This is a genomic window from Arthrobacter sp. AOP29-A2-19, assembly GCF_058138025.1.
This window is the reverse complement of record NZ_CM176894.1, coordinates 2,278,542-2,292,202: the sequence shown is the minus strand read 5'-3', so window position 1 is coordinate 2,292,202 and position 13,661 is coordinate 2,278,542. Positions and strand designations below refer to the sequence as shown.

The 13,661-nt window shown below is 68.4% G+C and carries 14 protein-coding genes; 4 read left to right on the top strand and 10 right to left on the bottom strand.

Annotated features, from left to right (window positions below):
• Positions 1–11: 11 nt before the first annotated feature.
• From AC3ZJJ_RS10545 to AC3ZJJ_RS10525, 5 genes are all read right to left on the bottom strand, one after another.
• A complete protein-coding gene (locus AC3ZJJ_RS10545) occupies positions 12–356 on the bottom strand; it encodes a PKD domain-containing protein (protein WP_489891773.1) in 345 nt (114 codons plus the stop codon).
• A 624-nt stretch (positions 357–980) separates the two neighbouring features.
• Entirely contained in the window at positions 981–1,643 is a 663-nt protein-coding gene (locus AC3ZJJ_RS10540) for a DUF6318 family protein (protein ID WP_489891772.1), read from the bottom strand.
• 157 nt (positions 1,644–1,800) lie between these two features.
• On the bottom strand, positions 1,801–2,589 hold the full coding sequence (locus tag AC3ZJJ_RS10535; RefSeq protein ID WP_489891771.1) for an IclR family transcriptional regulator domain-containing protein: 789 nt from the start codon (positions 2,587–2,589) through the stop codon (positions 1,801–1,803).
• Between the two features lie 8 nt (positions 2,590–2,597).
• Positions 2,598–4,547, bottom strand: a complete 1,950-nt coding sequence (locus AC3ZJJ_RS10530; protein WP_489891770.1) for a sugar phosphate isomerase/epimerase and 4-hydroxyphenylpyruvate domain-containing protein — start codon at positions 4,545–4,547, stop codon at positions 2,598–2,600.
• A gap of 2 nt (positions 4,548–4,549) precedes the next feature.
• Positions 4,550–5,422 carry a shikimate dehydrogenase gene (locus AC3ZJJ_RS10525; RefSeq protein WP_489891769.1) on the bottom strand — a complete coding sequence of 291 codons (873 nt, stop codon included), beginning with the start codon at positions 5,420–5,422 and terminating at the stop codon, positions 4,550–4,552.
• Between the two features lie 171 nt (positions 5,423–5,593).
• On the opposite strand from AC3ZJJ_RS10525, the gene AC3ZJJ_RS10520 reads away from it, so the two are divergent.
• Complete coding sequence (locus AC3ZJJ_RS10520) at positions 5,594–6,940, top strand: MFS transporter (RefSeq protein ID WP_489891768.1); 1,347 nt, start codon at positions 5,594–5,596, stop codon at positions 6,938–6,940.
• A gap of 58 nt (positions 6,941–6,998) precedes the next feature.
• On the opposite strand, the gene AC3ZJJ_RS10515 is transcribed toward AC3ZJJ_RS10520, so the two are convergent.
• Positions 6,999–8,177, bottom strand: a complete 1,179-nt coding sequence (locus AC3ZJJ_RS10515) for a glycosyltransferase family 4 protein (RefSeq protein ID WP_489891767.1) — start codon at positions 8,175–8,177, stop codon at positions 6,999–7,001.
• Between the two features lie 86 nt (positions 8,178–8,263).
• On the opposite strand from AC3ZJJ_RS10515, the gene AC3ZJJ_RS10510 reads away from it, so the two are divergent.
• Complete coding sequence (locus AC3ZJJ_RS10510) at positions 8,264–9,013, top strand: sulfite exporter TauE/SafE family protein (RefSeq protein ID WP_489891766.1); 750 nt, start codon at positions 8,264–8,266, stop codon at positions 9,011–9,013.
• Between the two features lie 151 nt (positions 9,014–9,164).
• A complete protein-coding gene (locus AC3ZJJ_RS10505; protein WP_489895799.1) occupies positions 9,165–10,436 on the top strand; it encodes a cell division protein PerM in 1,272 nt (423 codons plus the stop codon).
• A 32-nt stretch (positions 10,437–10,468) separates the two neighbouring features.
• On the opposite strand, the gene AC3ZJJ_RS10500 is transcribed toward AC3ZJJ_RS10505, so the two are convergent.
• A complete protein-coding gene (locus AC3ZJJ_RS10500; protein WP_489891765.1) occupies positions 10,469–10,990 on the bottom strand; it encodes a DinB family protein in 522 nt (173 codons plus the stop codon).
• On the bottom strand, positions 10,987–11,394 hold the full coding sequence (locus AC3ZJJ_RS10495; protein ID WP_489891764.1) for a hypothetical protein: 408 nt from the start codon (positions 11,392–11,394) through the stop codon (positions 10,987–10,989). The genes AC3ZJJ_RS10500 and AC3ZJJ_RS10495 overlap by 4 nt, the downstream gene beginning before the upstream one ends.
• An 80-nt stretch (positions 11,395–11,474) precedes the next feature.
• Between AC3ZJJ_RS10495 and purN the strand changes: the two genes are divergently transcribed.
• The gene (gene purN / locus AC3ZJJ_RS10490) at positions 11,475–12,065 is read left to right on the top strand and encodes a phosphoribosylglycinamide formyltransferase (protein WP_489891763.1); all 591 of its coding nucleotides are present in this window, start codon (positions 11,475–11,477) and stop codon (positions 12,063–12,065) included.
• A 9-nt stretch (positions 12,066–12,074) separates the two neighbouring features.
• On the opposite strand, the gene AC3ZJJ_RS10485 is transcribed toward purN, so the two are convergent.
• A complete protein-coding gene (locus tag AC3ZJJ_RS10485; RefSeq protein ID WP_489891762.1) occupies positions 12,075–12,305 on the bottom strand; it encodes a hypothetical protein in 231 nt (76 codons plus the stop codon).
• Between the two features lie 7 nt (positions 12,306–12,312).
• Positions 12,313–13,638, bottom strand: a complete 1,326-nt coding sequence (locus AC3ZJJ_RS10480; protein ID WP_489891761.1) for a S8 family serine peptidase — start codon at positions 13,636–13,638, stop codon at positions 12,313–12,315.
• Positions 13,639–13,661 lie beyond the last annotated feature (23 nt).

Sequence of the window (13,661 nt, the reverse complement as noted above, 5' to 3'; positions counted from 1 at the left end):
TGGGACCGTGGCTACTCGTCGAACGGCGAGGCGCACGCTGGCCCGCTCGGATTCTCGAGGCAGTTCGAGTCCACGAGGAGCTTCTTGGTCCGCCAGACGCTCACTTCGACGGTGGGGCTTGGCACCGTGGCGAGGCCTGCGACGGGCATCCATGGGCCCCCGGAGACCGAGAACTGACCGCTGTAGACCGTGGTCAACCCAACGGGATAGTCACCGGTTTCCGTGTAGACATGGCTGGTTGCCGTCTCCGATTCGAAGGGTTCGCCAGAAACCGGCGCCCCTGGTGTTGTTGTTGTGCGCGTCGAGCCGTCGCCGTAGGTCCATCGGTACTCGTATGGAGTTGCGCGAACGGCCACGGACTGACCCAAGATTGTCGTAGACAGTGTGCGGGTGGCCGACGATGCGTAGATGTTCGTGTGGGCGTTGCGGAGTGAGAATCCATCCGGCTGCATCTCGATGGTTGAGCCGGGGATGGGCAGTGACTGAAAGGCGGCCGCAGTCAGAATGACAAGATCTTCTACACCGGCTGCAGCGTCAGGTGTGGCAGCGTCACCGCCCACGCATCCTTGGCGTCCGGTGGGCGTAAGTGTCGGATTATTGCGCGTGTATGTGTAATAGGAGACGAAAGCCTCATTAGCTCCGCAGCGCGTTTGAAACATCGCCATGCAACTGATGTCCACGTTGCCCGTACTCACATTCGCGCAGTATGGAGCCCAAGTCGTAAGAGTTTGATTGCCATCTGCGCTTGGACGGGCCACGGACTCGGCAGAATCCAATGGAGGTGACCCAGGTTCAATGTAGTTGGGTTGCTCGGAGTCGGAGACGTGCGCTTGGTCGCCCGCAAAACCGACGCTTGCTGGGTCACTCGGAACGGTAGCAGCCGCCCAGCCGGGCGAAATCGTAAAGCTGAACACCATTGCAAGAACTAGTCCGGCGATCGTGCGTGCTGCACTTGAGTAGTCCATTCGTCGTATCGCGTCTTACTCGTCGCCGACGATTGCTGCCATTTGCCAACCGCCCGACTTTGTATATGTGGCATGAGCGTTCAGATCGTGTGTCGTCGCTTCTGTTCGTGCATTGCGTGCGGCTTTTCCATCGGAGGAATATGGTTGGCTGGCTGACTCACGAAACTGAATGGCCGCCTGGTATAGGTTCTGAGCGTCCTTCTGTAGCGGCGAATAGAACCGCAATAACTGGATGTCACCACCCACGATCCACGCCCCATCAATGTAGGCGCGCTTCATGGTCTTGGCACGCTCCGCGCAAATGCCACACCTGTCCATCGATGCTGCCTCCAATGGTGCGGTATCCCCAGTAGCCATGCCGTAGTTTTGCGCCGCAAACCAATAGTCGACAAAGGCCTCGTAGCCGTCCTTCGAGAATTCCTTCGCCTCACTGGGCATCTTCGGTTTTGCGATGTTCTTCGCGGGGGACGTCGAGGTCGCCGGCTCCGGGGTGGCGGGCGCGCTTGCGCTGGCGCTTGCCGACTGCGACGGGGAGCCTGACTGCGACGCACTCGAGGACCCGGCGGACGTCGGGCTGCCATTGGCGCCCGGGGTGCCCGAGCAACCCGTGAGCGCCAGGCATCCGGCGGCGGCAACCGCCAGCGCGGCCCGAACATGGCGTGGTGCTATCGAGCTCATGAGGCCCCCATGCGTTGAATGTTTACATTCTGTGTAAATCCATCATAACGCGAAAAAGGGGTCGGCGGAGAGTTATCCACAGGGAAAAATGAGCGGAACGCCGGCCGAGAATCCACCGCGACAGCAATGCCAATACAAGGGTTGGGCCGTGCCCGCGCTAGTGCGTGCGGCCGCCAAAATCCTCGGCGATACGGCGGGCGGTCTCGCGCAGGGCGGGAACCAGCTCGTCCTCGATGGACACCTTGCCCACTCGGCCGCCCTGGATGGAGATGTTGAGTGCCGCCACCACCTCGTCCCCGCGGCGCACCGGCACGGCCAGGCCGCGCAGTCCGTCGTCGAGCTCTTGGGACACCAGGCTCCACCCCTGCTTGCGGACCTTCTCGATCTCGGCACGCAGCAGCTCGATGGTTCCCAGCGTGTTGCTGGTGTAGCTGGTCAGGACCGTCTCGCGGTAGAAGTTCTCGCGCGCATCCTCGGGCAGGGCGGCGACCAGCACGCGGCCCATCGACGTCACCCACGCGGGGAGCCGGTTGCCGATGTTCAGGGTCACCGTGTGCAGGCGCGGCGCGGCCACCCGGGCAACGTAGATCGCATCCTGGCCGTCCAGCGTACTCAGCGTTGCCGTCTCGTCGAGCCGGTGGGCCAGCTCGGTCAGGTGGGGGCGTGCGATGCGGGGCAGGCTCATGCCGGCCAAGTACCCGGCCCCGATGTCCAGCACGCGCGGTGTCTGCCGGAAGCCGTTGCCCTCCATGGACAAGTAGCCCAAATCGGTGAGGGTGAGCAGGAACCGGCGGGCAGCGGCGCGGCTGAGTTCTGCGGCCTCGGCGACCTGCGTGACGGTGAGCAGGGGCTCCTCGGCCGTGAAGGCCAAGAGCACGCTCAGCGCCTTCTCCGCGGACTTCACGTAGTAGTCCGGTTGCCCGTCGTCCCGCAGCTCCTCAGCCACCGTTCTCCCTAGATTCTTGTCCGTTGGCCGCCGCGCAGGCGGTTCCGTTCGAACTGGGCGGCCAGCCGCACGGGCGCGTTCGGCGCGCCGTAGCCATCGTACCCGTCGCGCCTCTCCACGACCTCGAGGAACATCTCGCCCGTCGTCTCCGTATAGAAGTGCAGGAACTCGCCGTTTTCGTCCCGGTCATAGAGCAGGTCGAGCTCGCGCAGGAGCGCAATGTCCTCTTGCGGGAGCGGGAACCGGGCGGCCAAGTCCTCGTAGTAGTTGTCCGGTACCTGCAGGAAATCCATGCCGGCCGCCTTGGCCCTGCGGGCGACCGCCACGATGTCCGTCGTCAGGAACGCGACGTGCTCCGGATACGACTGCGGCGTCTCGCCCACGGAATCCAGCACCTGCGGCACGATGTTCAGGGCCAGCCTGACCGAACCGTCGGCGGTGCGCATCACCTGGCTGCGGACGAGTCCCAGCGGGCTGGGAACCTCGGTCGGCGGACGTGTGTCCAGGCGCAGCGCGCTTTCGTAGAACAGGACGGCCTCGTCGAACGATTGCCACGGTTGTGCAAGGTTCACGTGGTCGACCGAAAGAATCAGCGGTCCCGTGCCGGCCCCGTCCGTGGAGTCCTGTGCACGCCGGGCCTCGCCGCCGCCGTCCGCCGTCGTCGGGCCCGCGCTGTAAGCGAACGTCCCGAACTCTCCCATCCAGCGCGGGAGCGGATCGGCCGGGCAGTAGAAGACCTCCGTCCCGTCCGGCGCGTTGACGCCCCCGAGCGGCTGCTCGTCCGCGGTGTTGTGCCGGGACACGGCCTTGGCCCTCAGGCCCACCGCGCGCCTCACGCCGACGTCGGGGTCGGCGACCTGGAAGCCGAGGGCCGAGATCGTCGGTGCGGTCCCGCGGGCCCGCTGCCCGTTGATGCAGATCCTCGCCGCGCCCTGCGTCCACAACTGAACGGGTTTGCGACGGTGCTGGCCGCGGAACTCGAAGCCCAGCTGCGCCAGCATCTGTGCGACGTCGTCCGGGGCGTCCGTGCGTATCTCGGCGAAGTCGAAGCCGATGGGCGCCTCGACGGACGGCAGGGAGGTCAGCTCCATGGCCTGCCGGGCATCTGGTCTTCCGGCACGCTTGGGAGCGGGCCCGCGCGCCAGAAGCTCGGCTGTCCGATCCTGGAGCCACAGCAGGGAGCGCAGCGCGTCGACGGCGGTCCGCTCCACATTCGACTGGCGAAACGTGTCGTTGAAGATCTCCAGCGACACCGACCCGGCATATCCCGACCGGACCAGGTGCGCCATAAAGGTCGCCAGATCGAACCCGCCCTGCCCCGGGAACACCCGGTAGTGCCGGCTCCAGGAGAGGATGTCCATGGCCAGGACGGGCGCGTCGGCCAGCTGGACGAAGAAGATCTTGGCGGGGTCGATGTCCTCGATGGCGGAGGGGTCGTCGCCGCGGGAGAGGATGTGGAAGCTGTCCAGGCATGTTCCGACGGCGGGGTGGTCCGCGAGGTCAACGATGCGCTGCGCGTGCCGGTACGTGTTCACGAACTTGCCCCACGCCAAGGCCTCGTAGGCGATCCGAACGCCGAAGGTCTCAGCCAGCTCGCCCAGGCGGCGGAGCTGCGCGGCCATCACCGCATCGTCGTTGATCGTCGCAGTCGCCACGTTGCTGCAGACCAGCATGGTGTCCACGCCCAGCCGGTTCATCAGCCGGAATTTCGCCTCGGCGCGGCGCAGGTTCTCGGTCAACACATCCTCCGCGACGCCGTCGAAGTCGCGGAACGGCTGGTACAGGTCCAGGCTCAGGCCCAGCCGGTCGGCCAGCGCGCGGACCTCCTCCGGGGACATCGGGCTGACCACAAGGTCCTGCTCGAAGATCTCGATGCCGTCGAAGCCGGCGCGCGCGCAGGCCAGCATCTTGTCCTCGAGGGTCCCGCTGATGCAGACGGTCGCGATGGACGTGCGCATGGTCAGAGCCCTTTCGCCAGCAGGTCCAGGAAGTGCGCGCGCATCCGCCCGGCGTCGGGTTCGAGGCCCGTGATCAGCCGGAACGCGTCCACGGCCTGTCCCACCGCCATGTGACCGCCGTCGAGCACGCGGCAACCGATGCCGCGCGCGGTGCGGACGAGTTCGGTGTCGACCGGCCGGTAGACGACCTCGGCGACCCAGTGCCGCGGCTCCAGGCGGGCCGGGTCCACGGGCATGCCGGGATGTTGGTGCATGCCCACGGGGGTCGCGTGGACAAAGCCGTCGGCGGCCGCCAGTTCGGCGGCGATCGCGTCGGGGGAGTGGGCCTGAACCGTGCGGTCGGGGAACAGTGCGGCGAGGGCGTCGCGGCGCTCCCGCGTGCGCGCCGGGTCCAGGTCGATGAGCGAGAGGTGCCGGACGCCGGACGCGAGAAGCGCATAGGCGACGGCGGCTCCCGCCCCGCCGGCCCCCAGCTGCACCACCCGGTCCAGCGCGACGTCGGCCAGGCCCGACCGGAGCGCGCCCGCGAAGCCGGAGAAGTCGGTGTTCTCGCCGTGGAACCTTCCGTCGCGGATCAGGACGGTGTTGACTGCACCCAGGCGCTCGGCGTCGGCCGATACCGAGTCGAGGTGGCCCAGCACCTCCTGCTTGCAGGGATGGGTGATGTTGAACGCGTTGAACCCGAGTTCGCGTCCCGCCCGCAGGAGTTCCCCGACGTCGGTTCCCGGCCGGCCGATGGCGGCGAGGTCGATGGGCCGGTACAGGTAGCGCAGCCCTTGTGCGTCGGCCTCCGCCTCGTGCATCGGCGGCGTGAGCGACGGCGTGACGCCATCGCCGATCAGGCCAACCAGATACGACTCTCCAAAAGTGCTCACCGTGTGTCCTATTCCCCGGACACATATGTGACCGGTATTGCCAAGGGGTGTGACGTAGCTCTACTCTAGACCCAATTGTACGCTTTCCGTACAGCTGTGCGGATAGCGTACACAGCGAATATTCAGAGGCACATCGTTCCCCCAACACGTGCCCCAGACCAAGGAGAGACCATGACCCACGAGAGCCCAGCGACGCCGTCGTCGCCGGACGTGGATTCGACCAAGGGCCGCACCCCCGTCAGGGCCGCGCTCGCCAGCTTCATGGGCAGTGCGGTCGAGTACTACGACTTCTTCATCTTCGGATCGGCAGCGGCCCTGATCTTCCCGACCGTCTTCTTCCCGGATGCCGGCGCCAACGCGACGGTGATGTCCCTCGCCACCTTCGGCTTCGCGTACATCGCCCGCCCCGTCGGCGCCGTGATCCTCGGCCACTTCGGAGACCGGATCGGCCGGCAGAAGGTCCTGATGTTCACGCTGATCCTGATGGGCGCCGCGACCTTTATGATCGGCTGCCTGCCCACCTTCGACCAGGTCGGCTGGCTCGCACCGATCCTCCTGGTGCTCGCGCGCCTGATGCAGGGCCTCTCCGCCGCGGGCGAACAGGCCGGAGCGAGCTCTCTGACGCTCGAGCACGCGCCGGACAACCGCCGCTCCTTCTTCACCTCCTGGACGCTCACCGGCACCCAGGGCGGCCAAATCCTGGCGGCGCTCGTCTTCATCCCCGTCGTGGCACTCCCGGACGAGATCAAGTTCGGCATCGGCTGGCGCATCCCGTTCTGGCTGTCCGCCGTCGTTGTGATCGTCACCTACTTCATCCGCCGCTCGCTCCACGAGACCCCGGAGTTCGAACACGCGAAGGCGAACAACGAGATCGTCAAGCTGCCGGTCGGGGTGCTGCTGAAGAACCACTGGCGGGATGTCCTGCGCGTCGTCCTGTGCGCGTTCATCGCCGCGGTGTCCACCGTCTACGGCACGCTGGCGATCACCTACGGCAAGGAGGTCGGCGACGTCGACTCGTCGATCACGCTGTGGCTCGTCGTCGCGGGCAACGTGGTCGCGCTGTTCACGCAGCCGCTCTTCGGCCGCCTTGCGGACCGGATCGGACGCAAGCCGGTCTTCATCTACGGCGCCCTGATGAGCGCCGTGATCATGCCGTTCTACCTGCTCTCCATGGAATCCGGCAACACGCTGCTGCAGTTTGCGCTGTCCATCTGCGTGTTCTCGTTCGCCTACGCGGCCGCCAACGCCACGTGGCCATCCTTCTACGCCGAGATGTTCAGCTCCAAGGTGCGTTTCTCCGGCCTCGCCATCGGCACCCAGCTCGGCTTCCTGATGGCCGGATTTGCGCCGTCGATCGTCGCGGCGCTCGGCGGCATCCAGGAGGGCGGCTGGGTGAGGATCAGCATCTTCACCGCCATCATCGCCCTGATTTCCGCCGGATCGGCCCTGACCGCGCGGGAGTCATACAAGATTCCGACGTCGGAGCTCGGCCTCAAGCCGGTTCCCGCCCGCGTCTAGGCAGCGCATCCAGGGAGCGGTCCCCGCGCGCCGTCGCCCGCCCCGCCGAGGCCCTCGTCTACAGTCCGATGTAGCCGAGGGCCTCGGCGTGCAGCTGGCGGGACTTGACGTCCATGGCCCTGCGGTAGTGCCCCAGCAGCTCGTCGCAGAGGGCCTCCCAGGTCCGCCCCCGGACCGCCTCGCGGGCGGCGTCCCCGAACGCGGCGCGCTTCGCGTCGTCGTACAACAGGTCCGACGCCCGGGCGGCCAGATCCGACAGGTCGCCCGGGGCGTAGACCCAGCCGGTGCGCGAGGAGTCGACCAGGTCCAGCGGTCCGCCGCGTCCGACCGCCACAACGGGGACACCGGCGGCCATGGCCTCCTGGATCGTCTGGCAAAAGGTCTCCGACTCGCCCGGATGCACGAACAGGTCGAACGAGGCGACCGTCTCCGCGAGCTCGTCCCCGCCGAGGAATCCCGCGAAGTGCGCGTTGGGGAGCTGCGCGCGGAGTTGGTCCTTCAGCGGCCCCGAGCCCACGATCACCAGCCGCGCCCCCGGCAGCGCGTCCAAGGCGGCAAGGTCCTCCACCTGCTTCTCCGCCGCCAGCCTCCCGACGAACCCGATCAGCCGCTCCCCGTGGGGCGCCAACTTCGCGCGCAGCGCCTCCGATCGCTTCGAGGGGTGGAACCGCACGGCGTCCACGCCCCGCCGCCACATGCGCACCCTCGGCACTCCGGCGTCGCGCAGCTGGGCCATGGAGTAGGTGCTGGGCACTAAATTCAGGGTCGAGGCGCCGTGCATGGCGCCGAGGTGCGTCCACAGGAGCTGTTCCAGCCAAGGCGCGCCGTAGCGGCCGGCATAGGCGGGAATCTCCGTCTGGTAGACGGAGACGGTGGGGAGACCCAACTGCTCGGCCGCCTGAACGGCCCGCCAACCCAGGACGAAGGGGCTGGCGACGTGGACGACGTCGGGGGAGTAGGCGGCGAGCAGGCGGCGGACGCGCGCCACGGTGCCGGCCGCGACGCGCACGTTCGGGTAGCCGTTGAGGGCCAGCGAGGGAAGGCGGACGACGTCGAAGCCCTCCACGGAATCCGGCGCCGGATGGGCCGCCCAGGCGGGACCGGCCCAGGACGACGCCGGGGCGATCACCAGGGCGTCGTGGCCCTCGCGGCGGAGGTGGGCCAGCAATTGGAGCACCGAATGGGTGACTCCGTTCATGTGGGGCAGGAAGGACTCGGCAACGACTGCGATCTTCACCCCTCCAGCGTCGCCACGGACGGTGTCGCCCGCATGAACAAGGTACGCAGGCGGGGTGAACGTTGCCGCACGGGTAGGCTGAGCCGGTGGATTCCGGAATGTTGCTGCTGGTGCTTGGCCTGATCGTCGTCGGCGCCGTGGCACAGCGGGTGGCCGGCCTGGGATTCGCGATGCTGGTGTCGCCGTTCCTCGTGATCCTGCTGGGGCCACACACCGGCGTCCTGCTGGTCAACATCTGTGGCGTGGTGTCTTCCGCCCTGATCGCGCCCCGCGTGTGGCGCGACATCGACTGGTCTATCTTCCGTTGGTTTACCGTCTTCAGCCTCGCGGGCTCCATCCCCGGGGCAATCCTTGCCGGGCTGCTGCCGTCCTCCGCGCTGTCCATCACGGTCGGCGCCGTGGTGCTGGTGGCGCTGCTCCTCTCCGTGCTGCTGAGCCGGGCGGACGTTGTGGTGGCCGGCAACGCGCCCCGCGCCGTCGCCGGGGCGGTGTCTGGATTGACCAACGCCATGGCGGGGGTCGGCGGACCCGCCGTCAGCGCCTACGCGATCCTCGCACGGTGGGAGCAGCGGCCTTTTGCGGCCACGCTGCAGCCGTTCTTCGTTGTCATCGGCATTGTTTCGGTCGCCACGAAGCTGATCGCCGACCCGTCCCAGATGCCGGCGGTCGGGCCGTGGGCCTGGGCACTGATCGTCGTCGCCATCGTGGTGGGAATCTTCGGCGGCGAGGCGCTTCAGCGCCACGTGAAGGACCGGCACGCGCGGGTATTCGTCATCTGCATCGCCTTCCTCGGTGCGATCGCCGCATTGGTGAAGGGGCTGTTGGAGGCGATGTGACCGCCCGGCCCCGGCGCCGGCACCGAGTCGCTGGCCGCCGCGGTGCCCGATCGGTGGCACGATTGACTCGATGAAAGATCAGCGAGTGCCCCCCAGGAACGACGTCGACCGACCCGGAAAAGCGGGCGGATTCGCGGAGTCGCTGCGCACCATGCTGCGCGACGGATTGCCCATGCCGCTGTGGCTGCAGGGGGCCCTCGAGTTCCTGCAGAGCGCGTTCCTCTCCGCGGCGCTGGTCGTTGTGCCGTTGGTGGTCGTGTGGTTCGGAGGCGGGTTCGAGGCCAGGGCCCTCGAGTCGCTGTTCAAGCTGGCCGGCCAAGTGTGGCTGGTCATGCACGGGGTCCCGCTGCACATCGTGGTGCCCGTGGGCGAGGACTCGGCGCAGACCCTGAGCGGGACCATGTCCCTGGTGCCGCTTGGGCTGGCCCTGATCCCGTTCTTCCTCTCGTGGCGCGCGGGGCGCCGGATCGCGCGCGCCTCCTACACGGACCAGCTTTGGCAGGGGATCGCCGGCGCGCTGGTCGCCTACATGCTCTTCGGCCTGATCACGGGCTACGCCGTCGGCACCGAGGACGTGCAGGTCAATCTGGGGGCGGCCGCACTGGTGCCACTCGTCGCCGCCGGGGCCGGCGTGGTGGTCGGCGCCTACCGCGAGGCCGGCTCCTGGGGCAGGCTGGTGGGCGTGGACATGGCCGCCTGGATCGCCAAGGCCAGCCAGCACTCGCGCTGGGCCGGTTCCTATGTCTGGGCCGTCCTGCGCGCCGGAGCCCTGGGCTACGTGGCGGCCATGGCACTGGCCAGCGTGGTGCTCGCCGTCAACCTCGGCATCCATTGGGTGGAAATCTCAAACGTGTACCAGCAGTTGCGCGGCGGGCCCATCGGGGGCGCGGTTCTCACGATCGGCCAACTGGGTCTGATGCCCAACCTCGCCGCGTGGACGCTCGCCTGGATCAGCGGCGGCGGCTTCACGCTCGGCGTCGGCAGCACCCTGAGCACCCTGCAGACCACGGTCGGCCCGCTGCCCGCGGTGCCCGTGCTGGCCGCGCTGCCCACCGGGTCACTGGACTCTGCCTGGCTCTTTATGCTGGTCCCCGTGGCCGCCGGAATTGTGGCGGGATGGTGGTTCCTCCGCGAGGGCGAGAACCACCTGGACGAGTGGGTGGCCATCAAGAACAAGACCCGGTGGGCCTCGCTGGCCGCCTCCACGCTGGCGCTCGGCGTGTTCATCGGGCTGACCGCGGGGCTGGTCTCGCTCCTCGGCAGCTGGCTCTCCGGCGGCTCCCTGGGAATCGGCCGCCTCACGGAGATCGGCCCGAACCCGTGGACGACCGCCCTGATGCTTGCCGGCGAAATCTGCATCGGCGCCGTCATCGGCTACCTGGTGGCGCCCGTGTTCGAGCGCGACCCGGTTCTGGACGACTAGCGGCCGTCGGCCACGCGGGGGCCGAACGTCGGCTAGGCCCCGACGTCGTGCAGGTGGTGCGCCACGTCGTGCCAGGCGTAGCGGCCAAGTGTCCGGACCGTGAACACGGACCCGTTGCTGCGCGTCCCCGAACGCTCCAGGTCCCGGCGCAGCACCGCGTCCAGCGCGTCTGCCATTCCCCGTCCGGCCGCGGCCAGCTGCGTGGCGACGGCGCGCGGGTCCTGGCCGGCGTAGTCGTCCTCGACGGCAGTCCCGTCCTGGTCCCAGTCGGGAAACGTGGGCGCCTCGCGGGTCAGCAGGAGGTCCAGCCTGTAGTGCATGACCCGGAAGACGTCGCGGACGTGCGCGCCATACTCCAGCACGCTCCACACGCCCGGCGACGGGCGCTCCGCCACGTCTTCGCGGGACAGCGCGGCCTGCCAGCGGGGAAGCGACGCGCGGATCGCTGCCGCGACGTCCTGCGGCGTCAGCTCGGCGACGTCGACGCCACACTCCGGACAGCGCCGCTCCAGCGTCCAGGTCCAGTCCTTGGTGTCGGGTGTCCAATCGTTCATCTGCCGATGATTCCTTCCAGGTTCCTGAGTTTTTCCTCGTAGTCGCGCTGGCACTGGCTCTGCGCCCGGTCGGTCACGGAATCCTGCACACACTGCTCGTAGTCCGACGTCGGCCCATAGAACACGGACTGGACGCCGGTCGAGAGCGTAAAGAGCAGGCACGCCAGCGTGGCCAACGGAATCGTGGCGCGCATAAAGCCGGGAACCGGGGCGCGGAAAACCTTGACGGTCGTGACGACGCCGACCACGACCCCGGCCACGCCGAGCGCCACCGCCACCAGCTTCCAAGGCAGAGCGGCGCCGGCCGCCAAATAGGCTCCGAGCATCAGAATGATGGCCGCACGCACCCACGCCGAGACGTTGCGGAACTCCTCGGCCACTGAGTACTGTGATGGCGCGGTCATGACTCCAGCGTAGTGCCGGTCCCCGCGGGGCGACGACGCGCGGCACCGGTGGCGTCCGGCCACCGCCTAAACTGGAGGGTATGCGAATTGTTGCCCTCGTTTCCGGCACCGGATCCAACCTCCAGGCCGTCATCGACGCCGTCGCGTCCGGTGAACTCGACGTTGAGATCGCCGCCGTGGGCGCGGACAAGTACGGCACCTACGGCGTGGAGCGATCCGCGGCCGCCGGCATCGAGACCTTCGTGGTCAATTTCAGGGACTTCGCCGAGCGCGCGGAATGGAACCACGCGCTGACGGAGAGGTGTCTGTCCTACGCGCCCGACTACGTGGTCTCCTCCGGCTTTATGCGGATCGTGGGCGAAGAGTTCATCAACGCCTTCGACGGCACCTACATCAACACCCATCCCGCCCTGCTGCCCAGTTTTCCGGGGGCGCACGGCGTCCGCGACGCGCTGGCCTACGGCGTCAAAATCACCGGCTGCACGGTCCACATCGCCGACGCGGGGGTCGACACCGGACCCATCCTGGCGCAGACCGCCGTGGCGGTGCTGCCGGACGACACCGAGGACACGCTCCACGAGCGCATCAAGGTGGCGGAGCGCGCGCTGCTGATCAAGACGCTCGCGGAGCTCTCGACGCGGCAGAGGACGGAATCCGGGCGCCGGGCGTAGGCTTCCCGGCTATTGGACCTCGCTCTCCGGCGGGGCCAGCGTGACGTCCTGCTGGACGTCGATGGACGCGACGCCCTCGACGGCCTCCAAGGCCGGCCAACTGGCGTCGTCCGCGGTGCCGGACACCATGCCGAGGGACCCGAGGACACGGTCCACGTGCATGCCGGCCCCGCTCAGGTGGGAAGCGACGTCCTCCACGCGGTCCGCGTGCTCCGAATCGACCGTCACTGTGATGCGCATGGGACACCTACTCCTGGCCGGTGGTTGTGTCGTTCGATTGTGGGCGCAGGGCCCGCCCGTTGGGAAGGGATGGGTCCGGTGGCGGCGGTGCCTGCACCAGACCGCTGCCGACGTCGACGGAGGCCGACTCCAGCCTGCGCGACTCCTGCACCATCTCGGCCCACAACTCCCGGCCGCGGAGCCCCGTGGCTTCCGCGATGAGGGCTGCCACGCCCGCGGCGTGGGGCGTTGCCATGCTGGTCCCGCTGATCGTGCGGTAGCGCTCGGGCATGGGCCAGGACGCGTGGACGGCGACGCCGGGCCCCGCGACGTCCACCTGACCGCCGCGCCCGGGCAGCGTCCGCGCGGAAAAGTCCGCGACGTCGAGGCTCCCGTCGAGGGCGCCGACGGCCATGATGTACGGGCTGTTGGCGGGCGCGCCGACGAAGCCGAAGTCTCCCACCGAGCGGTTGGCGTTGTTGCCCGCGGCCGCGATGATTAGCGTGCCCTTGGCGAGCGCCCGGCGGCCGGCCGCCACGTAGGGGACGTGGACCTGTGCGACGTCGGCGCCGAGGGACATGGAGACGACGGCGCAGCCGTTGGCGACCGCCCAGTCGATGCCGGCGAGAATGGTGGAATCCGTACCGGAGCCGGAGGATCCCAGGACCTTGCCGGCATAGATGTCCGCGGCGTGGGCCACGCCGTAGCCGCGTGCACCCTCCAACCGCCGCGGCCCGCAGGCGACGCCGATGCAGTGTGTCCCGTGGCCGTGTCCGTCGCCGGTGTCCTCGCCCTCGACGAAGGACTGGGCGACGACGGTGCGGCCGGCGAAATCGGGATGGGACGCGTCGAACCCCGTGTCGAGGACGGCCACCTTGATGCCTTGGCCGGAATAGGAGGACTCCGCCGCCAACGTGGCCAGCAGTCCCCAGGTGTACGCCTCGGTGTCTTCGTAGGCCGTGGGTGCCGCGGTCGGCGAATCCGGCAAGACGGCGGCCGCGCGGCGGCCGTGGCCAGGCTGCGGTCCCGCCGGCCCGTCCGCGGGAAGCACGTGGTACATCAGCTCGGGCGCCACGGCCACGGGACGCTGGCGAGCGGCGGCGACGGAGCGCAGCGCCCCCAGCTTCTCGGGGTCGGCGGCCACCACGGCGATTCCAAGCTCCGCGAAGTACGTGTCGGTGCTTGCCGCCGACGCGGCGCCCGCCGCCGCCGTCGAGTAGTCCCGCGAATCCGCCACCGACCCCATGCCGCATTCCGACAGGAGCCCCTTGGCGTCGCAATCGTCGACGTCGAACACCACGATGAACCGGCCCGTGGTGACTTCTTCCGTGAACGGCTCTGCCGCATTCAGCATGGTGGTCCTTCCGTGGTCTGGGG

Excerpts from the sequence above, each read along its gene's own strand:
- AC3ZJJ_RS10540 (WP_489891772.1), bottom strand. The coding sequence starts at position 1,643 with ATGAGCTCGATAGCACCACGCCATGTTCGGGCCGCGCTGGCGGTTGCC.
- AC3ZJJ_RS10530 (WP_489891770.1), bottom strand. The coding sequence starts at position 4,547 with ATGCGCACGTCCATCGCGACCGTCTGCATCAGCGGGACCCTCGAGGAC.
- AC3ZJJ_RS10520 (WP_489891768.1), top strand. The coding sequence starts at position 5,594 with ATGACCCACGAGAGCCCAGCGACGCCGTCGTCGCCGGACGTGGATTCG.
- AC3ZJJ_RS10505 (WP_489895799.1), top strand. The coding sequence starts at position 9,165 with ATGCTGCGCGACGGATTGCCCATGCCGCTGTGGCTGCAGGGGGCCCTC.
- AC3ZJJ_RS10500 (WP_489891765.1), bottom strand. The coding sequence starts at position 10,990 with ATGAACGATTGGACACCCGACACCAAGGACTGGACCTGGACGCTGGAG.
- AC3ZJJ_RS10495 (WP_489891764.1), bottom strand. The coding sequence starts at position 11,394 with ATGACCGCGCCATCACAGTACTCAGTGGCCGAGGAGTTCCGCAACGTC.
- purN (WP_489891763.1), top strand. The coding sequence starts at position 11,475 with ATGCGAATTGTTGCCCTCGTTTCCGGCACCGGATCCAACCTCCAGGCC.
- AC3ZJJ_RS10485 (WP_489891762.1), bottom strand. The coding sequence starts at position 12,305 with ATGCGCATCACAGTGACGGTCGATTCGGAGCACGCGGACCGCGTGGAG.
- AC3ZJJ_RS10480 (WP_489891761.1), bottom strand. The coding sequence starts at position 13,638 with ATGCTGAATGCGGCAGAGCCGTTCACGGAAGAAGTCACCACGGGCCGG.